General features: G+C 69.8%; 19 protein-coding genes. 5 read left to right on the forward strand and 14 right to left on the reverse strand.

Going from position 1 to position 19,746, the window contains the following annotated elements; genetic code table 11:
* Positions 1-47: 47 nt before the first annotated feature.
* From AC3WRV_RS00565 to AC3WRV_RS00580, 4 genes are all read right to left on the reverse strand, one after another.
* Positions 48-704 (reverse strand): DUF4893 domain-containing protein, encoded by a 657-nt coding sequence (locus tag AC3WRV_RS00565; protein WP_492311763.1) that lies wholly within the window; start codon positions 702-704, stop codon positions 48-50.
* A gap of 139 nt (positions 705-843) precedes the next feature.
* Entirely contained in the window at positions 844-1,764 is a 921-nt protein-coding gene (locus AC3WRV_RS00570) for a DUF4167 domain-containing protein (protein WP_492311764.1), read from the reverse strand.
* Between the two features lie 314 nt (positions 1,765-2,078).
* Positions 2,079-2,972 (reverse strand): peptide chain release factor N(5)-glutamine methyltransferase, encoded by an 894-nt coding sequence (gene prmC, locus AC3WRV_RS00575; RefSeq protein WP_492311765.1) that lies wholly within the window; start codon positions 2,970-2,972, stop codon positions 2,079-2,081.
* Between the two features lie 38 nt (positions 2,973-3,010).
* Entirely contained in the window at positions 3,011-3,952 is a 942-nt protein-coding gene (locus AC3WRV_RS00580) for a hypothetical protein (RefSeq protein WP_492311766.1), read from the reverse strand.
* A gap of 120 nt (positions 3,953-4,072) precedes the next feature.
* Between AC3WRV_RS00580 and AC3WRV_RS00585 the strand changes: the two genes are divergently transcribed.
* Positions 4,073-5,284, forward strand: coding sequence for a YihY/virulence factor BrkB family protein (locus AC3WRV_RS00585; RefSeq protein WP_291839187.1), 1,212 nt, complete (start codon positions 4,073-4,075; stop codon positions 5,282-5,284).
* 3 nt (positions 5,285-5,287) lie between these two features.
* Here AC3WRV_RS00585 and prfA read toward each other — a convergent pair whose 3' ends face one another.
* The 3 genes from prfA to AC3WRV_RS00600 all read right to left on the reverse strand — a co-directional run bounded on the left by prfA (position 5,288) and on the right by AC3WRV_RS00600 (position 8,551).
* Entirely contained in the window at positions 5,288-6,355 is a 1,068-nt protein-coding gene (gene prfA / locus AC3WRV_RS00590) for a peptide chain release factor 1 (RefSeq protein WP_291839191.1), read from the reverse strand.
* Positions 6,356-6,416: 61 nt separating this feature from the next.
* The gene (locus tag AC3WRV_RS00595; RefSeq protein ID WP_492311767.1) at positions 6,417-7,187 is read right to left on the reverse strand and encodes a DUF3108 domain-containing protein; all 771 of its coding nucleotides are present in this window, start codon (positions 7,185-7,187) and stop codon (positions 6,417-6,419) included.
* On the reverse strand, positions 7,184-8,551 hold the full coding sequence (locus AC3WRV_RS00600) for an alpha/beta hydrolase family protein (RefSeq protein ID WP_492311768.1): 1,368 nt from the start codon (positions 8,549-8,551) through the stop codon (positions 7,184-7,186). Before AC3WRV_RS00600 ends, AC3WRV_RS00595 begins: the two co-directional genes overlap by 4 nt.
* Before the next feature lie 172 nt (positions 8,552-8,723).
* On the opposite strand from AC3WRV_RS00600, the gene AC3WRV_RS00605 reads away from it, so the two are divergent.
* Positions 8,724-9,506 (forward strand): sulfite exporter TauE/SafE family protein, encoded by a 783-nt coding sequence (locus AC3WRV_RS00605; protein ID WP_492311769.1) that lies wholly within the window; start codon positions 8,724-8,726, stop codon positions 9,504-9,506.
* A gap of 68 nt (positions 9,507-9,574) precedes the next feature.
* On the opposite strand, the gene AC3WRV_RS00610 is transcribed toward AC3WRV_RS00605, so the two are convergent.
* Positions 9,575-10,048 (reverse strand): translation initiation factor 2, encoded by a 474-nt coding sequence (locus AC3WRV_RS00610; protein ID WP_492311770.1) that lies wholly within the window; start codon positions 10,046-10,048, stop codon positions 9,575-9,577.
* Between the two features lie 182 nt (positions 10,049-10,230).
* Here AC3WRV_RS00610 and AC3WRV_RS00615 point away from each other — a divergent pair, with 182 nt between their 5' ends.
* Positions 10,231-10,713, forward strand: a complete 483-nt coding sequence (locus AC3WRV_RS00615) for a hypothetical protein (protein ID WP_492311771.1) — start codon at positions 10,231-10,233, stop codon at positions 10,711-10,713.
* A gap of 8 nt (positions 10,714-10,721) precedes the next feature.
* Here the strand turns inward: AC3WRV_RS00615 and AC3WRV_RS00620 are convergent, their stop codons facing one another.
* The 6 genes from AC3WRV_RS00620 to AC3WRV_RS00645 form a co-directional block, all read right to left on the reverse strand.
* Positions 10,722-11,312, reverse strand: coding sequence for a glutathione S-transferase N-terminal domain-containing protein (locus AC3WRV_RS00620; RefSeq protein ID WP_492311772.1), 591 nt, complete (start codon positions 11,310-11,312; stop codon positions 10,722-10,724).
* A 4-nt stretch (positions 11,313-11,316) separates the two neighbouring features.
* Positions 11,317-12,180: an alpha/beta hydrolase family protein gene (locus tag AC3WRV_RS00625; RefSeq protein WP_492311773.1), complete on the reverse strand. Its 864-nt coding sequence runs from the start codon at positions 12,178-12,180 to the stop codon at positions 11,317-11,319.
* A gap of 62 nt (positions 12,181-12,242) precedes the next feature.
* Positions 12,243-13,394: a flavodoxin-dependent (E)-4-hydroxy-3-methylbut-2-enyl-diphosphate synthase gene (gene ispG, locus AC3WRV_RS00630; RefSeq protein ID WP_492311774.1), complete on the reverse strand. Its 1,152-nt coding sequence runs from the start codon at positions 13,392-13,394 to the stop codon at positions 12,243-12,245.
* A 59-nt stretch (positions 13,395-13,453) separates the two neighbouring features.
* Positions 13,454-14,560: a helix-turn-helix domain-containing protein gene (locus tag AC3WRV_RS00635; RefSeq protein WP_492311775.1), complete on the reverse strand. Its 1,107-nt coding sequence runs from the start codon at positions 14,558-14,560 to the stop codon at positions 13,454-13,456.
* 174 nt (positions 14,561-14,734) lie between these two features.
* Positions 14,735-16,939, reverse strand: coding sequence for a phosphoenolpyruvate--protein phosphotransferase (gene ptsP, locus AC3WRV_RS00640; RefSeq protein WP_492311776.1), 2,205 nt, complete (start codon positions 16,937-16,939; stop codon positions 14,735-14,737).
* A gap of 242 nt (positions 16,940-17,181) precedes the next feature.
* Positions 17,182-18,456, reverse strand: a complete 1,275-nt coding sequence (locus AC3WRV_RS00645; RefSeq protein ID WP_492311777.1) for an aspartate kinase — start codon at positions 18,454-18,456, stop codon at positions 17,182-17,184.
* A gap of 55 nt (positions 18,457-18,511) precedes the next feature.
* Here AC3WRV_RS00645 and ubiG point away from each other — a divergent pair, with 55 nt between their 5' ends.
* A complete protein-coding gene (gene ubiG, locus AC3WRV_RS00650; RefSeq protein ID WP_291836464.1) occupies positions 18,512-19,315 on the forward strand; it encodes a bifunctional 2-polyprenyl-6-hydroxyphenol methylase/3-demethylubiquinol 3-O-methyltransferase UbiG in 804 nt (267 codons plus the stop codon).
* Between the two features lie 28 nt (positions 19,316-19,343).
* Positions 19,344-19,712, forward strand: coding sequence for a hypothetical protein (locus tag AC3WRV_RS00655; protein WP_492311778.1), 369 nt, complete (start codon positions 19,344-19,346; stop codon positions 19,710-19,712).
* The last annotated feature ends 34 nt before the right edge of the window (positions 19,713-19,746 follow it).

A 19,746-nucleotide genomic window follows, 5' to 3' on the forward strand; every position in this document is an offset into this window, starting at 1 on the left:
CATATGGCTGAGCTTGCACAACGGGCGACGAACGATCGGGTTTCCGATCAGGCGGGAACGAGCTCGATCAGGTCGAGGTTGGACTCGTTCTGCGGCCAGGGGATCACCAGCCGCCACCGCCGCTCGCCGATACGCTCCAGCGTCGCGATCAGGTCCCGGTCGGGACGCTGGCCGTAGGAGTTGGCCGGGGGCTCGGAGGCCAGGGCCATGGAGCCGAGCAGGACCATGTGGCGGTCGTCCTCGGGGAACAGCAGGCCCGCGGGCCGCTGTGAACCGGTCAGCTTGACGAATTTCAATCCGCTGCGGGTCTGTTCGATGCTGCAGGCGAACCAGCCGTAGACGACGTAGCCCAGACCGTCCTCGCCCCCCTGGGACCCCAGCTTGACCGTGCGGCAGCGATAGGCGCCGGCGGGGGGAATGACGGACGGACGGCGCGCATCCGGATCGATCAGGTCGCCCAGGCTGTTGAGGTCGCCCGAGCCGCGCTGGCGGCGCGCCTGCTGCAGGGCCAGCGACCAGGCCGCGTCGCGGCGCGCGTAGCGGTCGCGGTCGGCGGCGGTCACGATGCTGCGCCAGTCGCGCAGGGTCGCGCTAGGCGCTCCCGACGGCGGCGGGGGCGGAGGCGGGGCCGGCGGCGTGGCGCAGGCGGACAAGGCCAGAACGGCGCCGACGATCAGGGTCGGCAGCCGGAACAGACGAGGCATGGGCGCTCCCGAACTCAGGCTGAGGGCGTGGCTCGGCTCTTTTGGACCGGTCCGGACGGCCGGCGTCAAGCGCCCTCGCGTCGCGGGAGCGTTGAACACCGGATCGGCGATGGCGCTTCTCCCCTCGCGGGAGGACGCGTCAGCTGTCTTCGGCGGGGGCGTCGGCCTTGCGGCGCGGCGCGCGGCGCTTGGGCGCCGGAGCCTCTTCAGCGGCCGCCTCGGGCGCCGGAGCGGGCGCGGCCGAACGGGTCAGGAAACCCGGCAGGGCGGTGGGCGCCTCGTCGGCGGGCTGCTCCTCGCGGCGCGAACGGCGCGGGGCGCGCTCGGCGCGTTCCGGGGTCTGAGCCGGAGCGGCTTCCGCGACGGGCGCGGGCTCGGCCTCGAAGGAAGCCTCGTCGCCGGCGGCGTCGGCGGGAGCGTCGCCCTCGCCGTCGAAGCGACGGTTGCGTTCGTCCCGGCGGCGCTCCCAGCGTTCGCGGCGGCTCTCACGGCGACCGCCCTCGCGGGCCTCGCCATCAGCGGCGGGGGCGGGCACGGCGCCTTCGGCGCGCGGCTCACGCGGTTCGCGGGGTTCACGCGGCTCACGATCGTCGCGGTCGCGCCATTCGCGGCGGGGCTGTTCGTTCGAGCGCTCGCTCTGGCGCTCTTCCTGCTCGCGCTGGCGGGCTTCCTGCTGGGCGACGCGGTCAGCCTCGGCCTGCTGGGCGGCCATGATGGCCGCCGCCTGGGCGCCGGATTCGTCCTCGAAGTCGATGTCGAAGCCCTGACCGGCCAGTTCGCGCTGGGCGATCTCGGAGACCGAACGCTGGGGCTGCAGGGCGCGTAGGACGCGGAAATAGTGTTCGGCGTGCTGGGTGTAGTTCTCGGCCAGAACGCGGTCGCCGCCGGCCGACGCGTCGCGCGCCAGCTGCATGTAGCGCTCATAGACGGTCTGGGCGTTGCCGCGGACCTTGATGTTCTCGGGTCCTTGCGAGTCCCAGGAACGATTGGGGTTGGTGGCGTTGGCGTTGTTATTGCCGCCGCTGCCGGGCTTCCTGTTGCGTCCGCGTTGACGCTTCATGCCCTTGAAATCTCTCATCGGACGCTACCGTGCCTTGATGGGGAGGGCGGACCGGACCTCGAAGGCTCGGTATCCGTCCGGGGGTGTTCCGTCTCGGGCGGGGCCTATTCCCCGCTGGCGATGTGTTCGGAAAGCCGTGCCGCCCCGTGGTCCGCCGGGCGACTGGCCCGACCGTCACTGCCCTGAACGCGCGCGAGTCAGGAACCAGAGCGGTTCGAGGCGTGCGTTTCGGGTGGGAGACAAGGGAGACTTAGCGCGGGATCGTGGCGTTTCCAAGGGGATTTGTATGGCGACGCCATACAGCCCCCCTCGCCTCACATCTTCGGAATCGGATTGGTCCGCGGATTGGGGCCGTTGGTGACGACGCGGTCGCGGTCGGACAGGTCCTTGACCACGATGACGTTCTCGAATCCCGCACCCTCGAACAGGGCCTTGACCTGCGGCCCCTGATCCCAGCCGATCTCGACCGCGAAGGTCCCGCCGGGCTTGAGGATGCGCATGATCTCGGGCGCCAGTTCGCGATAGGCGACCAGGCCGTCCTCGCCGCCGTCCAGCGCCAGGTGGGGATCGTGCTCGCGCACCTCGGGATCGAGGCCGGCGATGTCGCCCGAGGGGATGTAGGGCGGGTTGGAGACCACCAGGTCGAAGCTGTGTTCCGCGAAGCCGGTGGCCCATTCGGTGCGGATGAAGTCGCAACGGCCGGCGAGGTCCAGGTTGGCGGCGTTCTCGCGCGCCACGGCCAGGGCCTCGGTCGAGATGTCGGTGCCGACCCCCTTGGCCGCCGGACGCTCGGCCACGGTGGCCAGCAGGATGGCGCCCGAGCCGGTGCCCAGGTCGATCATCGTGAAGGCCTCATGCGGGGCGTAGGCCAGCATGATCACGTCCAGCAGGGCCTCGGTGTCGGCGCGCGGGCTGAGGACGTCGGGCGTGACGTTCAGCATGATCTTCCAGAAGCCCTTCTGGCCAAGGATCTTCGACACCGGCTCGCGCTTCAGACGGCGGGCGATATAGCCGTCCAGCACGGCCCGCTGCGCGTCGGTCACGACGCGGTAGGGGTCGGTCAGGATGTCGGTGCGCGAGCAGTCGGCGGCGACCTCCAGCAACAGGCGGGCGTCGATCGAGGGGCTGTCGATTCGGGCGGCCTTGAGATCGGCCGTGGCGGCCTTCCAGGCGGTCAGCAGGGTGCGGGCGGAGGCGGCGTCGGTCATGTGGACGGATTGGCGCGGCTGGCCGACGATTTCAAGCTCTACCGACCACAGCGGGGCGGCTTGCCGGGCGTCGGAGCCCGGGCTCCGAGCAGCGCCATCGCCGACGCCTCCAGATCGATCAGGGGCGCGGCGCGATCCGCATAGCCGGCCTCCGACAGGGCTTCGCCCAGCACGTAGCCGGCATAGCCCATGTCGAGACCCAGCCGGTCCGACAGCGCATTCATCTTGTCCAGCACCGCGCAGGCCTCATCAGGCCGCCGCGCGCCGGCCAGGAAGACCGTCCACTGGTTGAACAGCATGGTCAGGTCCTGGCGATCCGTCCCCTCCACCGGATCCGCCCCTAGCAGCGGTTCATAGAGGGCGGCGACCGCCTGCACGCGCGCCGGATCTTCGTTGAGACCGTCGGCGACGCTGCGAATGTCGGCCAATCCGGTCAGGGTCGAGAGCGTCTCGATATGACCGGGGCCCAACCGCGCCACGCGGATGCGATGGGCCTCTTCCAACCACCGCTCCGCATCCGCCGATGTCTGGGATCCGCGAGCCATGAACTCGGTTCTGGCCGCGTCCGAAAGCAGCATCGCCAGCATGCGGCTGTCCGCGGCGAAACCCTGGCGTCCCTCGGCGACAGCGCGCTTCATATAGGGCAGGGCCAGAGCCGCGGCGGCGATAGGGTCGTCGCTGTCTTCGCTCATCAGGGTCACGCCATAGGCGGTCAACAGCCGCGCCCTTTCGGCCGCGTCAGGCGTAGCCGAGAGCCGGGTTTCGAGGGCCCCGTCGCCGGCGGCCGCGCCGTTCAGGCGACGAAGCTTGAAGAGCGGCGCGGCCGCCTCCTCCAGCGCTTCCGAACTCCAGGGGCCGGAGAGGGGATCGTCCGGGTCCGGGGCGGTTCGGGACGCCTGCGGGGCTGACGGCGACGGCGCGGCGACCGCCACGGACGTCATGGCCAGTCCGACGAGAAAGACGAGACTTCTGATCCGCATGATGGTTCCCCGAACCACCCCAAGCTATGACGGGGTTCGCGGGGTCCGCAAGAAGCGGGGAACGGCAGGGGCAGCTTGGCCGTTGTCGCGCCCATGCAGCGACAGTCGGGAAAGACAGGCTTGGACAGGAAGACGGGACCGAGTCTGTGGGGCGTGGCGGGGGCCATCCTGGGCGGCCTGGCCGCCGGCGCGGGAGCCGCGCACCTGCTGTACACGCGCGGGCACAAGTTCGGGGTGGAGCTGCGTCCGCAGCGGCCCGAGCCCCTGCCCCCGCGACCGCCCACGCCCGAGGATTTCGACGCCAAGGAGCCCGGGCGCGGCCGGACCGCGCGACGGCCCGAACATATTCCGCACAAGGGCTGGGTCGACATCTTCTGGCGCTGGGGCGCCTCCTACTTCGGCGACCGGGTCGGGTTCGTGGCCGGCGGGGTGACCTTCTTCGTGGTCCTGTCGCTGTTCCCGACCCTGGCCGCCTTCGTGACCATATACGGCCTGTTCGCCGATCCGAACGACGCCTGGGGCCGGCTGGAGTTCCTGTATTCCGTGCTTCCCCAGGGGGTCACCGAGTTCCTCGGCGGAGAGATGCAGCGGCTGGCCCAGAACTCGACCGGCCAGCTGACCTTCACCCTGGTCTGGACCCTGGCGCTGTCGCTGTGGACGGCCAACGGGGCGATCAAGGTGCTCTTCTACGGGTTGAACGTCGCCTATCACGAGGTCGAGCGGCGCAGCCTGATCCGGTATAACCTGCTGTGCATGGCCTTCACCGTGTCCGGCCTGCTGGCGGTGCTGCTGGCGGCGGGGATGGTGGTCGGCGTGCCCGTGGCCCTGAGCGTGCTGGGGCTGTCCGACGAGTGGGCCTATCTGGCGCCGTTCCGCTGGCCGGTGCTGCTGCTGATCTACGGCGCGGCGCTGACGCTGATCTACCGCATGGGTCCGTGCCGGCAGAAGGCGCGATGGCGCTGGCTGACGCCGGGCGCGATCTTCGCCGCCCTGCTGAGCGTGGGGCTGTCGCTGGGCTTCAGCTGGTATCTGCAGACCTTCGTGCGCACGGCCTCCTACGGCCCGCTGGCGGCGATGATGGGTTTCCTGCTGTGGACCTGGCTGAGCGTGCAGATCATCCTGATGGGCGCCGAACTGAACGCCGAGATCGAGCACCAGACCGCCATCGACACGACCACCGGCGAACCGGTGGCGCTGGGCGAACGGGGGGCAGTCATGGCCGACAGCGTCGGACCCAAGCGCGGCAATCCGGCGGCCCTGGCCTTCACGCTGAAGCACGCCGAGGCGCTGTCGGACCGATTGCTGCGGCGGCGGATTCGTCCGCGAAACTGATGGTCAGCCGAACTCGGCTTCCAGGTCGGCCAGGCGGGCGGCCTGGTCCTCGGCGATCAGGGCGTTGAGCATCGGATCGATGTCGCCCTCGAGGATCTGCGGCAGGCTGTGCAGGGTCAGGCCGATGCGGTGATCGGTGACCCGGCCCTGCGGGAAGTTGTATGTGCGGATGCGCTCGGACCGGTCGCCCGAGCCGACCTGTGACTTGCGGGCGTCCGAGCGGGCGTTGTCCTTCATCTGGCGCTGCATGTCGTAGAGGCGGACGCGCAGATTCTTCATCGCCTTGTCGCGGTTCACGTGCTGCGACTTCTCGGACGACGTCACCACGATGCCCGAAGGGAAGTGGGTGATGCGCACGGCGGAATCGGTCTTGTTGACGTGCTGGCCGCCCGAGCCGGAGGCGCGGAAGGTGTCGATGCGGATATCCTTGTCGTGGATCTCGATCTCCACGTCCTCGACCTCGGGCAGGACCGCGACGGTGGCGGCCGAGGTGTGGATGCGGCCGCCCGCCTCGGTGGCCGGGACGCGCTGGACTCGGTGGACGCCGCTCTCGAACTTCAGGCGGCCGAACACGCCGTCGCCGGTGACGGTGGCGATGATTTCCTTGTAGCCGCCGGCCTCGCCCTCGGTGGCGCTGTCGACCTCGACCTTCCAGCCCCGGGTGGAGGCGTAGCGCGAATACATGCGGAACAGGTCGCCGGCGAACAGGGCCGCTTCGTCGCCGCCGGTGCCGGCGCGGACTTCCAGCACGGCCGAGGCGTTCTCGTCGGCGTCGCGGGGCGCCAGCAGGAGGGCGACCTCGCGCTCCATCTCCGGCAGGCGATCCTTGAGCGACTGAAGCTCCTCGGCGGCCATGTCGGCCATCTCCGGATCCTCGGCCATCACTTCCAGGTCGGCCATCTCGGCGCGGGTCCGGGCCAGGCCCTGGACGGCGTCCGCGACCGGCTTGAGTTCGGCGTGCTCCTTGGACAGGCGCACGATCTCGGCGCCGTCCGAGGCCGCGCCCATGCGCGCCTCCACCTCGTGGAAGCGGTCGAGCACCTGATCGAGCCGGGCCTGGGGAAGTCGCAAGGGTTTCTCCGGAAAGGGGCCGATCTCCTATCCGGCCCGCCGGGACCTGTCCAATGCGGCGTCAGTACAGCAGGGTTTTCCGGTGCAGGCTTCCGGCCGTCCCGGGGCTTTCCATCTTGATCAGCTGCTGGGTCGACTTGGCCAGCCAGAACCGCGCGATCGAGGCCCCGCCGGAGTTGTAGTCCGTCTCGACCACCCAGCAGTCGATCGCCGACCCGTCCGGACCGGTCAGGACGGCCTGGTCGCCGGTCCGCCAGACATAGCGCGCCGGCGGTCCTCCGCCGGGATGATAGAAGGGGATGGAGACGGCGTACCCCGGCGCCCACGGCAGGGTCTGCAGCATCTCCATGTCGGTTTCGAAATTGTACGCCGCCTCGGACGCCGGCACCGAGAAGTCGGCGCGGCTGTTGTCAGGCAGATCCGACAGACCGGTGATGGCCTCGGGCGAGAATCGGAACCCTTCGACCACGCGGTTCCCGTCGCGGGTGGTGGTCCGGATGTGGGTCAGCGGGCGGAACGTCCCGATCTCGAAGACGGAGTCGCGCTCGGCCAGGGAGGGCGTCTGCCCGGTCCCGTCCCAGCGCTGCACGATGTGAAGACGCCGGACGCCCTCGATTTCCTCGAAGCGGACCTCGCGCCGCCAGATGTCGACGGCGATATGGGCGCCGTCCTTCTCGACCGAGCGCAGATAGGTCCGGGCGGCGGGCTTCAGCAGATCGAACCGGGGCAGCGGACGGCCCACGCTCAGCAGATCGATGTCGGCGGCCCGAGCGGCGCCGACCAGGGGCGCGGCGGCTGCGGCGGCCAGGACGAAACGGCGGGTCGGTTTCATCGGCGGCCTCCCGCCGGACGGGCCAGCACTTCGCCGCGGCCCAGGTCATGGCGCAGCGCGCCGTAGGCGGCCCAGTCGAGCACGGCCTGGATGTAGCCGTCCGCATAGCGGGTCTCGATCCGCGTCCCGTCGGGGCCAGGCTCGAACTGGACGATGCCGTGGTCGGCGTCCGGATACTGGACGACGGTGACGGGACGGCCCTCGGCGGCGAGGGCGGTCAGGCGCGTGCGCGTGCCCTCCATCGGCGCTTCGGTGTCGTTCGCAGCCAGGATCCACAACATGGGGACATCGAGGCCGCGCAGAGTCGGCAGGGGGTCATAGTCCCACATGATTCCCCACTGGATCTGGGCGAGAAGGGCGGTGATCTCTTCGTTCGACGACTTGAGGAGCATGGGGGTGAAGTCGCCGCCGATGTCCTTGAACCACGGTTCCGAACCATAGCGGGCGCGCACGGCGTCGAGATCGGCGAAGCCGACCGCGCCGTTCGACGACACGAAGGCGGTGGTGACGGTGAAGATTTTCTCGGCCTCGGCGAGCACCTCCGGTCCCCATCCCTTGTCCGTGAGGCTGTCACGGATCTCGCCGCGTTCCTCGGCCAGGACGCCCTCGGCCATGCCGAAGCCGATGGTGACGAAGTCGACCGGGACCTTGGTCGCGGCCAGCGGCGCGACCCAGCCGCCCTGGCTGCCGCCGTGCAGGCCGACCCGTCCGGCGCGGGCGCCCGCCGCCCGGCGCGCCGCGGTGACGGCGGCGGCGGCGTCGGTGGCCAGAAGGTCGAAATTCTGGCCGTAAGTCCCGCCGGAGCCGCCCGTGCCGCGCTTGTCATAGACGAAGACGCCGACGCCCGACGCCGGAGCCAGCCGCTGGAACCAGTTGTAGTCGAGGGCCGCCGAGGCTTCCGATCCGTGCACCTCGATCATGATCGGAACCGGGCCGTCACCGGGCGGCAGGATCAGGCGGCCGGCCAGCCGCGTCCCGTCCGCGCTGGTGAAGGGCGCGTCGATCGTGGGCAGGTCGACACGACGCGCCTCGCGACCGTCGAAGGTCATACGGTCCGCGGTGGTGCAGTCGCCGAAGGAGGCCTGAAGGGCCGCGGGCCGATCCGTCCAACCCTCCGTTCCGGTCCAGGCGCCCGAGGCGTCCTGGCGCAGCCGGGCGGTGCGGCCGTCGAGCAGCCGCCAGCGGCCGCCGGGGCCGTCGATGGGGGCGACGTCGATCAGGGTCCCGTCGGCGAGGCGATAGAGCCCGACATGGCAGGCGAAGGCGGGGTCGGGCCTGGACGGTTCATTGCCGATCTGCGCCGACGCCTGGCCGGCGAATACGAGGGTCGCGAACGTCGCGGCCAGAAGCGTTCGGATCATCATCACATCATCCCTTCACGGCATCGGAACCGGGACGAAGCCTTCCGGACGACGCACGGTCCAGTGAATAAGGGGTAATGCAGCCTGACGGAAACGTGAGAGCGTCGCCGTTACAACCGGCGGCTTCGCGCATTAGCTCGACAGGACATCTTCGTCCGCGCCACGCAGAGCCTTCATGGAAACCTTCCTGCTGTTCCTCGTCGTCGGTTTCCTCGCGCAGGCCGTCGACGGGTCCCTGGGCATGGCCTACGGCGTGATCTCCTCCTCGGTGCTGCTCGCCTTCGGCGTGCCGCCGGCGACGGCCTCGGCCAGCGTGCACGGAGCGGAGGTCTTCACCACCGCGGCCTCGGCGGGCAGCCACGCCTGGCACCGCAACGTCGACTGGAAGATGCTGCTCCCGCTGGCGGCGGCCGGCGTCGTCGGCGGGTGTATCGGCGCCTATGTGCTGGCGGGACTGGACAGCAATGTCGTCAAGCCTTTCGTCATCGCCTACCTGGCCCTGATGGGCGTCTGGATCCTATGGCGCGCCGGCCATGACGTGAAGCCGCGCCTGATCCGCCCGACCTGGATCGTCGCGCCCCTGGGCGCCGTCGGCGGCTTCCTGGACGCCATCGGCGGCGGGGGTTGGGGGCCGACGGTGTCGTCCACCCTGGTCGGCGCCGGGCAGGAGCCGCGCCGCGCCATCGGCACGGTCAACACCGCCGAATTCTTCGTCACGGTCGCCGTCAGCGCCACCTTCGTCTGGTCCCTGCTGAGCGGCCACTGGGAAGAAGCGGACGCCCTGCAGAACCACGCCGCCGCCGTGGGCGGACTGGTGGTCGGCGGCCTGCTGGCCGCGCCCTTCGCCGGCCTGATCGCCAAGCGCGTGCCGCGCCGGCCGATGACCTATGCGGTGGGCGGCCTGCTGATCCTGCTGGCCGGCTTCCAGGGCCTGCAGCTGTCGGGCGTGCTGGGCTGAACAGAAAGGGCGGGACAGACCGAAGTCCGTCCCGCCCCCTTGAAAACGCACTAAGGGTGCGCCGGGCCTTACGGCCGGGCGGCGGCCGGAGCGGCGGGAGCGGCCGCAGCCTGACGGCGGCGCTCGGCGTCCTGGGCCGGGGTCAACATTTCGACGACCAGCGGGTTCGGCGTCAGGTCGTTCATGGCGCCCGAGGTGCCGTCGACCACCAGGCCGATCGGACCGCCGATCAGGATGTTGCCCGCCGCGCCCGCGGCGCCGCTGCCGGCCATGCGGCTGTCGACCCGGATTTCCTGGGTGACGTAGCCGTCCATCGACACCGTGGCGGTGAAGCCCGGCTTGCGCGGCATGCGGAACGAGCACGGCGTGGCCGCGCACTCGAAGCCGGTCGAGGTGGTGACGCGCGCGCCCGGGGGCGTGCTCTCGACGGAGAAGTTCTGGCTGGTGCCGCGAGTCACCGTGGCGCAGGCCGGCAGGGTCAGGGCGGCCGCGGCAAGCGCGATCGCCTGCACGCCGAAGCGCGCGGTGCGGATGGAAATCATGAAGCCCCCAAGACTTGGATAAAGGTCCGCCCCCCGGCGGACCTGACGGCTAACTCGCACCCCACCCCCGGGAACGTCAATCACCGAACCGTGAGGTCGCAGGAGACAGGCGGTGAAAGCGGGGCTATATCCTGAGCTTGCATCGACCACGGGGGGCTGATGCGACCAAATCGGGGGATTTCATGAAGATTGTTCACCTCGCCCTTTCGGGCGCGATCCTGCTCGCCGGCTGCGTCACGTCGAACGGCACCAGCGCCGTGCATCCCATCTCCAAGGACGCGGCCGCGCGCGCCAGGGTGACGCTGGTGCAACTGCACAACACCCCCTCCAACGTCAGCGGCGACTTCACCGCCCAGTTCCAGAACACCGTCCAGAGCAAGCTGAACGAGTGCGCGGACGGCGACTATCCGCTGGTGCTGACGGTCACGCTGAACGGCTATCACTCGGCCAATGCGGCCATCGCCCTGTTCGCGCCGAGCCAGAGCGAGATCAGCGGCGTCGCGCGCCTGACCGACGCCTCGGGCGCGGTGGTGGGCGAGTACAACATCCGCCGCACCATTATGGTCGGCGGCGTGATCGGCGCCGTCGTGGCCGCCAACGCCGAGCAGAACATGAGCAGCGCCTTCGGCGAGGAACTATGCAAGCAGGCCTTCAAGAAGAACTGATCGCCTGATCAGGCCGGCCGGGTTTCCATGAAGCTCGGCCGCGCCTCCAGCGCCGCCTGCAGGGCCACGAGTCCCGGCCGCCCGGTCGCCCAGTCGAAGTCCGGATGGCGGAAGTCGATCCAGGTCAGGGCCACGCCGGTGTTCAGGACGCCGATGTGGAAATCGTCCGCCGACAGGCCGGCGGCCTCCAGCGCATCCAGGCAGCGGTGCATGTTCTCGGTCCAGCGCGTCATCCACGAGGGCGAGCGCTCGCTTTCCGGACGGCGTTTCTCCAGCACCAGCTTGACGCCCATCTCCAGCAGGCCGTCGGCCAGCACCTCGATGCGCCGCACGCGCAGCCGCTCGGGCCCTTCCGCGGGAAGCAGGCGCGGACCGGAGCCGAGGCCGTCCAGATATTCGCAGATCACCGGGCTATCGTTCACCGGCAGGCCGTCCGGCGCGATCAGGGTCGGGACCTGCACCACGGGATTGGCGGCCAGAAGTTCGGGCGCATTGGCGTAGGGATCGACGAAGACTTCCTCGATCGACAGCCCCTTCTCGCGCGCGACGATGCGGCATTTGCGGGCGAAGGGCGACGGGGCGGTGATGTAGAGCTTCATGGTCTCAACGACGCTCGATGGTCACGCCCTCGGGCGCGGTGAGGGCGTCGAGGCGGGCCTTGGCCGCGGTGTCGCCGAGCGCGTGGGCGCGCATGAAGTCCACGGTGGTGGCTGCGATCAGGTCGAAGTCGGCGGCGTCCGCATTGCCGACCAGGCTGTGGTCGCCGCCGACGAAGGTCAGCAGCATCTTGCCGCCCGCCGCGCTGGTGTCGAAGGCGAAGCGGTGGTCGGCGGGGTCGGTGACGAAGCCCTGCACCAGATCGGCGTCGCCGGTGACGATCAGCACCGGCGTGGTCACGGTCGCGAAGGTGGAGGGATTGATCACGCCGGGGATCTTGCCCGGCGTGGACAGGGCGATGACCGCCTTGACCGCCGGATCGCCCAGCGGCCCCGCGACGGTCTCGGCGCCGGCCTCCATCAGGGAATTCAGCGACCCGAAGGAATGGCCCGCCGCGATCATCGGCTTGCCCGGATGCGAGGCCTGCACATAGCCGCGCACGACCGCCAGATCGACGATACGGGTGATGAAGACGCTGCGTTCGTCGGCTTCGGCGTGGCGCGGGTGCAGCAGCGAATCCAGATGCATCGGTGCCACGACCGTGAAGCCATGGGCCGTCCAGTCGTCGATGATGCGGTGGTAGCGAGCCGGGTCGCTGTTCCAGCCGTGGCTGAAGACGATGACGCCCTGCTCGTTCGCCGCCTGCCAGACGCTGACATCGATGGCGCGGCCGTCGGGGGCGGTCAGCGGGACGTGGGTCGCAGCGGAGGCCTGGGCGGTCGCGGGGACGGTCTGGGCCAGGGCGGGCGCGGTCGAGAGCGCTCCCAACGAAAGGACAAGCGCGAGCGCGGCAGCGGCGCGACGGATCATGAGAAACTCCCCGGACTTCCCCGCCTTGCTAGCGCAGGATGTCCGGACGGAACAGGCGCAGATTACTCCGCCGCCTCGAAGGCCGGTTCCTCGGCCGCCTTGCGGGCGGCGTCCAGCTCGGCGGCCTTGGCTTCGACCTGGGCGACGATCTCGTCGATCATGCCGTCGTTAGCCTGTTTGTGGGCGATCTTGCCGTTCAGATAGACCATGCCCGCGCCCTTGCCGCCGCCGGTGAAGCCGACGTCGGTGTACAGCGCCTCGCCCGGTCCGTTGACCACGCAGCCGATGATCGACAGCGACATGGGCGTGGTCACGTGGGCCAGCTTCTCTTCCAGGATGCCGACCGTCTCGATGACGTTGAAGCCCTGACGCGCGCACGACGGACAGGCGATGATGTTCACCCCGCGGTGGCGCAGGCCCAGGGACTTGAGGATGTCGAAGCCGACCTTGATCTCTTCCACCGGGTCCGCGGCCAGCGAAACGCGGATGGTGTCGCCGATGCCGGCCCACAGCATGGAGCCCATGCCGATGGCGGACTTGATGGTGCCGGTGCGCAGCGGCCCCGCCTCGGTGACGCCCAGGTGCAGGGGACAGTCGATGGCGTCGGCCAGCTGCTGGTAGGCGGCGACGGTCAGGAAGGGGTCGGACGCCTTCACCGAGATCTTGAACTCGTGGAAGTCGTTGTCCTGCAGGATGCGGGCGTGGTTCAGCGCGCTTTCGACCATGGCCTCAGGGCAGGGCTCGCCGTACTTCTCCAGCAGCTCGCGCTCGAGCGAGCCGGCGTTGACGCCGATGCGCATGGAGCACCCGTTATCGCGGGCGGCCTTGATCACTTCCCGCACCCGGTCAGCGTTGCCGATATTGCCCGGATTGATGCGCAGGCAGGCGGCGCCCGCTTCGGCGGCCTCGATGCCGCGCTTGTAGTGGAAATGGATGTCGGCGACGAGCGGGACCCTGGCCTCGCGGGCGATGGTGCGGAAGGCGGCGGTCGACTCCTCGTCCGGGCAGGAGACGCGGACGATGTCTGCGCCGGCCTCCTCCAACTGACGGATCTGGCCGATCGTCGCATTGGCGTCCGAGGTCGGCGTATTGGTCATCGACTGGACGCTGATAGGCGCATCGCCGCCCACGGCGACATTGCCCACCATGATCTGGCGGCTCTTGCGGCGTTCGATGTGACGCCAGGGACGGACGTGGGTGTGGTCAGCGCTCATTGCGGGGACAACATAGGCTCACGAATGCGGCATGGCCACGACACGCAACGCCGCGCCGGTCAGCCGCCCTGTTGCGCCGGGGCCGGCGCGGCGGTCGCCTGCAGCGCCACCGCCTGAATCTGGGCCTGGGCCGCCTGGGCGGCGGCCTCGGTGCGGGCGGCGACCTCGGAGGCCGCTTGGCGGGCGAGGGCCTGGGCGCGGGTGTTGAGTTGCGACAGGGGCGTCTGCGCAGCCTGCAGGGCCCCGCCGTGCTCGCCGTTCAAATAGACATCGAAGGCGGCGAAGTCCGAAGCGTCGATCACTGCGGCCACGCCCGCGGGCGCACGCCAAGCCTCGCCGGCGGCCAGCTGGCGGGCGAACAGCACCCGACCGTCCGCCATGCGTACGACCAGGGCCGCGGCCTTGCGGGCCTGGATGATGACGTCCGAGGCGCTGGCGGAGGCGCCGTAGATGGCGCCGCGCGGATTGAAGGCCTTGGCCACCGGGGTCGCGGCGGCGGCGGCCATCCCCTCGGGCGAGGTCGGATCGATGCCGGTCAGCTGGGTCTCAAGGCCCGGCGTGACGTAGAGGGCGGGAATGGTCTGGTCGGGCGGCGCCGGACGCGGCGCGGTCAGGCGGATGACCGCCTCCTGGCCGGGAACGGTGCCCAGACGCCAGGTCTCCGGCACGTCGGCGATGTCCGAGGGCTGGGGCGCGCGCATCAGGCTGACGCGCTGAAACACGTTCCAGCCGACCACGGCGATCAGCAGCACGGCGCAGCCCGCGATCAGGCGGGGCGAATAACGCTTCACCTCCTCGAAGGCGACGCCGACCGGCGGCTGCAGCGGCACGGACGGATCGGGGCTCTCGCGCTTGAAGCGTTCGACCGCCAGCTGCTCGTCGAGACCCAGGGCGGCGGCGTAGGCGCGCACATAGCCGATCGAGAAGACGCGGTTGGGCAGGACCGAGAAATCGTTCTGCTCGAGGGCGGTCAGGTAGCGGCTGGGCACCCGCGTGACGCTGGACAGTTCGGCCAGCGAACGGCCCGAATGGTCCCGCGCGATCCGCAGGCCTTCGCCCAGAGTCGGAGCATCCGTGACGGAAGGGACCAGGTCCTTCCAGTCAGCCTGCGCACCATACTCTTCCGGGCCCTTGCCCGCATCCAGCGCCATAACGCCCGACCCCACACTCGGCGACGCGTCATCCACGCCCGCCGTACTCGAACCCGGCCCCTGTATCATATCGGGATGACAGTCTGAGCCTGCCCCCGCAGACCCTCCGAATTCGCCTTGTGGATAACTCATAAGAGTCGACCGATCAATGATTTGTTAAGCACCTTGGCCGTTCCGGCCCGGTACAGATCAAACCGCGACGTTCAACTTTCGGGCCAGAGTTTCGAGCTCGCCGCGCACAGAGCCGGACGAGGAGCCCAACAGGCTGGTCATGCCGCGGCGGGCGGCGGCCAGATCGGTGGACAGGATCATGCGCTTGACCGGTCCGACGCCCCCGGCCGGAGCCGACAGGCGAGTGAAACCGAGGGTCAGCAGGGCGAAGGCTTCTAGCGGCCGTCCCGCCAGCTCGCCGCAGATCGAGACCGGCGTGCCGGTGTCGGCGCATTTGCGCTGGATCTCGGCCAGGGCCCTCAGGGCCGGCGGCGACAGGGGGTCGTAACGGTCCGCGACGAGCGGGTTCGTGCGGTCGGCGGCGAACATGTACTGGAACAGGTCGTTGGTGCCGACGGAGACGAAGTCCGTGAGCGGCAGCAGGGCGTCCAGGTGCCACAGCAGGCTGGGGCATTCGATCATGGCCCCGACCCGCAGCAGGGCCGGCAGTTCGCGGCCCCGGCGGCGCGCCCAGTTGCATTCGATGTCGACCAGTTCGCGCGCGGCCCGGAACTCGTCCACCGTGGCGATCATCGGGAACATGACGCGCAGCTCGCGGCCCGCGGCGGCGGTTAGCAGGGCGCGAAGCTGCAGGCGCAGCAGGCCCGGACGGTCCAGCCCCAGACGAATGGCGCGGCGGCCCAGGGCCGGGTTCTCCTCCCGTTCCGTCTCCAGATAGGGCAGCACCTTGTCGCCGCCGATGTCGAGCGTACGGAAGGTGACCGGCCGGCTGCCGGCGGTGTCCAGCACCAGCTTGTAGAGGGCCGTCTGGCTGTCGAGCCGGGGCAGTTCCTCCGAAACCATGAACTGGAACTCGGTGCGGAACAGGCCGATGCCCTCGGCGCCGGTGGCGTCCAGGTTTTCCAGATCGACGGCGAGGCCGGCGTTGGTCAGCAGGCTGATGCGCTGGCCGTCGGCGGTGACGGCGGGCGTGTCGCGAAGCTTGGCGAACTCGGCCTGCCGTTGGTGGCGGACCTCCATGCGCGACTGGACCGCCGCCAGCATGTCCGGCCGGGGCCGCAGATAGGCCTCGCCGGTCTCGCCATCGACGATGACAAGATCGCCCTCGGACAGGCGGTCGCGCAGGCCCTGCAGACGTCCGACGCAGGGGATGCCCAGCGCCCGCGCGACGATGGCCGCGTGGCTGGCCGCCGAGCCCTCTTCCAGCAGCAGGCCCCGCAGCTTGCGGCGGTCGTATTCCAGCAGGTCGGCGGGACCCAGGTTGCGGGCCACCAGGATGGCGTCGTCGGGCAGGTCGCGCTCGCCCGGACGGTCGCCGGCCAGCACGCGCAGCAGGCGGTTGGCCAGGTCCTCGAAGTCGTGCAGCCGCTCCTTGATGTAGGGGTCGCGTGCCTTGGCGAAGCGGGCGCGATGTTCGTTGCGGACGCGATCGACGGCGGCTTCGGCGGTCAGGCCGGTGCGCACCGCCTCCTCCAGCGACCGGTTCCAGCCCCGGTCGTCGGCGAACATGCGGTAGGTTTCCAGCACCTCGAACGACTGGCCGCCCAGCTTGCCGGCGCCGCCTTCCAGCATGCCGTCGATATTGGCCTTCAGCCCGATCAGGGCCTCGCGAAGACGGATCTCCTCGACCTGCTGGTTCTCGGCCAGCAGGTTCTCGGGCGCGACCGGCGCCTCGTGCAGGACGACGTGGCCGTACGCCAGACCTTCCGCGAAGCGCTGGCCCTTGAGCCGTTCCGGACGGTGCGGCGCGACCTCGATGTCGCGCAGCTCGTCCTGGCCCAGCAGTTCGCCCGAGGCCACGGTCTCGGCCAGCACCATGGCGATGGTCTGGATGTCCTCGACCTCGTCCTCGTCATAGCGCCGCTCGGAGCGGTTCTGTACGACCAGCACGCCGATGGCCCGACCGCCGCGCAGCAGGGGGGCGCCGAGGAAGGCGTGATAGGGATCTTCGCCCGTTTCCGGACGGTAGGAGAAGCTGGGGTGCGACGGCGCGTCCGACAGGCTGATCGGCACGGCGCTGCGGGCCACCTCGCCGACCAGGCCCTCGCCGGGACGCAGGCGGGTGTTGTGGACGGCGTCGGGCTTAAGGCCCTGGGTGGCGAAAAGCTCCAGCTCGCCGGACGCGCGGCGCAGATAGATGGAGCAGACCTCGGCGACCATCGACTGGGCGATGATCCTGACAACGGTGTCGAGCCTGTCCTGAGCCGGCGCGGCCCCCGCCATAGCCTCGCGGATCTGGCGAAGGAGGTTACGCGGCCCCCTCGTCGTCAATCCGCCAACCGGCAATGGCCCCTCCCAGAAGACTGAACGCCCCAGATGGGCGCCGCCAAGCTTGATTCCTAGAGCCTGATCGGCTGAGGAGGAATCGCTTCGCGATTCCGCTGAGGCCGTGAATCAGGCTCCCGCATTAATCTGGACCGAAATCTGAGTTCAGTCGGGTTGCGCCCAACTGAACCGATTTCGGTCTAGACCGCTTCCAATCCGTAGGCCGAATGAAGCGCACGAACGGCCAGTTCCGCATAGGCCGCATCGATCAGCACGCTGATCTTGATCTCTGAAGTGGAGATGGCCTGGAACTTCACGCCCTTGTCCGCCAGGGCCTTGAACATGGTCTGGGCGACACCCGCGTGACTGCGCATGCCGACGCCGACGACCGAGACCTTGGCCACGTCCTCATCGACGCGCAGCTCCTCGAAGCCGATCTGGTCCTGCGCGGCCTGCATCAGCTCGGCGGCGCGCTGGGCGTCTCTACGACCCGTGGTGAAGGTCAGGTTGACCGTCCCGGCGGTGCGGGCCTGCGACTGGACGATCATGTCCACGTTCACATTGGCGTCCGCGAGGCGGGTGAAGACATCCGCGGGGGCGTCGACCCGGTCGGACAGGCCCAGCAGGGTGATGCGGGCCTCGTCGCGGCTCATGGTCACGCCGGACACGATGCGTTTTTCCACGATCTCCTCCTCGTCGCAGATCAGGGTTCCACCCTTATCGGGCATGACGCCGTTCGCGTCGGGTTCGATGAAGCTGGACAGGACCCGGACGGGGACCTGTTTCGCCATGGCCAGTTCGACCGACCGGGTCTGCAGCACCTTGGCGCCCAGGGACGCCATCTCCAGCATCTCCTCATAGGAGACCTTTTCGAGGCGCCGCGCCTTGGCTTCGATGCGCGGGTCGGTCGTGTAGACGCCGTCGACATCAGTGTAGATGTCGCAGGGGCACTCCAGCGCCGCCGCCACCGCCACCGCCGAGGTGTCGGAGCCGCCGCGGCCCAGGGTGGTGATGCGCCCGTCGCGGGTGACGCCCTGGAAGCCGGGGACCACGGCGATCTCGCCCTTGTCCATGGCGGCGCCCAGCACCTCGCCCGGCACGTCCTCGATCCGGGCGCGGCCGTGGGCGTCGTCGGTCAGGATCGGGATCTGCCAGCCCATCCAGCTGCGGGCGTTCAGGCCCATGTTGCGCAGGGTCAGGGCCAGCAGGCCCGAAGTCACCTGCTCGCCCGAAGCGACGACGACGTCGTATTCGTCGTCGGACAGTTCGATGCCCGCGCCGGGACGGCCCGCGCCGTCGGTCCAGGCGACCAGCTCATTGGTCTTGCCGGCCATGGCCGAGACGACGACCGCGATTTTCTTGCCCGAAGCGGCCTCAGCGGCGACGATGCGCGCGGCGCGACGGATGCGTTCGAGGTCGCCCATGGACGTGCCTCCGAACTTCATCACCAACCGATCTGACTCAGGCCGCGTCATCTTGCGCAGGTCGCTCCGTCTTGCGTGAAACGGCGCGCGGGTTCATCGCTGCGCCATGGTCGCTTCTAACGGCACGGTATCGGCGCGGGAACCCCAAGGCGCCAAGGAATTCAACGATCAGGCGGCGGGGCCGTCGATCGATCCCGCGGACGTGGCCCGCTTCTCGGCGCAGGCCGCCGAATGGTGGGACGCACGAGGGCCGTTCGCGCCCCTACATCGCTTCAATCCGGCCCGGCTGGCCTTCGTACGCGACCGCGTCGCCGAACGGTTCGGCCGCGACGCGAAGACCCGAGAAGCCTTCGCCGGCCTGACCCTTCTGGATGTCGGCTGCGGCGGCGGCCTGATCGCCGAACCCATGCGCCGGCTGGGTTTCGCGGTCACCGCCGTGGACGCCTCGAGCGAGAACATCGGCACCGCCCGGGCGCACGCGGACCAGCAGGGGCTGGAGATCGCCTATCGCGCCGCCACGGTCGAGCAGCTGGAAGCCGAAGGCGCAGGACCGTTCGATGTGGTCCTGACCATGGAAGTCATCGAGCACGTAGCCGACCCGGAGGCCTTCGTACGCGCCTGCTCGCGGCTGGTGAAGCCGGGCGGCCTGATGATCGTGGCGACCCTGAACCGCACCCTGAAGGCGCTGGCCCTGGGCAAGGTCGCGGCGGAATACGTGCTGCGCTGGGTGCCCGCCGGGACCCACGACTGGCGCCAGTTCATCCGTCCCGACGAACTGCGGCGGATGCTGTCGCACGAGCCGGTCACGGTGACCGGGCCCTATGGGCTGGCCTACGACCTGTTGGCCGACCGCTGGCGTGAAGGGCAGGACGCCGATATCAACTACATGATGATCGCCACCCGGGACTGATCCCCAGAGGGGCGACGAGGAGACATCCATGATCGCGCTGATGCTCGCCGGCCTTCTGGCCGCCGCTTCCCCGTCTTCCGCTTCGGCCCAGGAGCCGACCGCCACCGCGACCCGCGGTGCGCCGGGCATCTGCATCCGCTGGGCCCGCAACCGCTCCGCGCGGGTGGCCGAGGCGAGGGTCGTGCGCAGCTCGGGCAACGTCGCGCTGGACCGCCGCCTGGCCGAGGCCGTTCCCCAGATGGACTGGCCGGTGGGCGTGGACGACTATCGCGGCCAGTGGGTGGGCATCTGGATGGCGGTCGGCGGCGCCTCGACGCCGGAAGGCCCCCTGCCGGACTGCTCCAGCCTGCCCGACCGCAGCTGGACGCCCGCGCCGGCGCCCGCTCCGGCGGGCTGAGGCCGCCTTACCGCGATTTCACCTACCTATCGGG

The organism is Brevundimonas sp. EU05-FHT14B11 (assembly GCF_058790835.1).

Bases quoted from the DNA above. Each gene is read 5' to 3' on its own strand.
- AC3WRV_RS00565 (WP_492311763.1), bottom strand. From the start codon at position 704: ATGCCTCGTCTGTTCCGGCTGCCGACCCTGATCGTCGGCGCCGTTCTG.
- AC3WRV_RS00570 (WP_492311764.1), bottom strand. From the start codon at position 1,764: ATGAAGCGTCAACGCGGACGCAACAGGAAGCCCGGCAGCGGCGGCAAT.
- prmC (WP_492311765.1), bottom strand. From the start codon at position 2,972: ATGACCGACGCCGCCTCCGCCCGCACCCTGCTGACCGCCTGGAAGGCC.
- AC3WRV_RS00580 (WP_492311766.1), bottom strand. From the start codon at position 3,952: ATGCGGATCAGAAGTCTCGTCTTTCTCGTCGGACTGGCCATGACGTCC.
- AC3WRV_RS00595 (WP_492311767.1), bottom strand. From the start codon at position 7,187: ATGAAACCGACCCGCCGTTTCGTCCTGGCCGCCGCAGCCGCCGCGCCC.
- AC3WRV_RS00600 (WP_492311768.1), bottom strand. From the start codon at position 8,551: ATGATGATCCGAACGCTTCTGGCCGCGACGTTCGCGACCCTCGTATTC.
- AC3WRV_RS00605 (WP_492311769.1), top strand. From the start codon at position 8,724: ATGGAAACCTTCCTGCTGTTCCTCGTCGTCGGTTTCCTCGCGCAGGCC.
- AC3WRV_RS00610 (WP_492311770.1), bottom strand. From the start codon at position 10,048: ATGATTTCCATCCGCACCGCGCGCTTCGGCGTGCAGGCGATCGCGCTT.
- AC3WRV_RS00615 (WP_492311771.1), top strand. From the start codon at position 10,231: ATGAAGATTGTTCACCTCGCCCTTTCGGGCGCGATCCTGCTCGCCGGC.
- AC3WRV_RS00620 (WP_492311772.1), bottom strand. From the start codon at position 11,312: ATGAAGCTCTACATCACCGCCCCGTCGCCCTTCGCCCGCAAATGCCGC.
- AC3WRV_RS00625 (WP_492311773.1), bottom strand. From the start codon at position 12,180: ATGATCCGTCGCGCCGCTGCCGCGCTCGCGCTTGTCCTTTCGTTGGGA.
- ispG (WP_492311774.1), bottom strand. From the start codon at position 13,394: ATGAGCGCTGACCACACCCACGTCCGTCCCTGGCGTCACATCGAACGC.
- ptsP (WP_492311776.1), bottom strand. From the start codon at position 16,939: ATGGCGGGGGCCGCGCCGGCTCAGGACAGGCTCGACACCGTTGTCAGG.
- AC3WRV_RS00645 (WP_492311777.1), bottom strand. From the start codon at position 18,456: ATGACGCGGCCTGAGTCAGATCGGTTGGTGATGAAGTTCGGAGGCACG.
- ubiG (WP_291836464.1), top strand. From the start codon at position 18,512: ATGGTCGCTTCTAACGGCACGGTATCGGCGCGGGAACCCCAAGGCGCC.
- AC3WRV_RS00655 (WP_492311778.1), top strand. From the start codon at position 19,344: ATGATCGCGCTGATGCTCGCCGGCCTTCTGGCCGCCGCTTCCCCGTCT.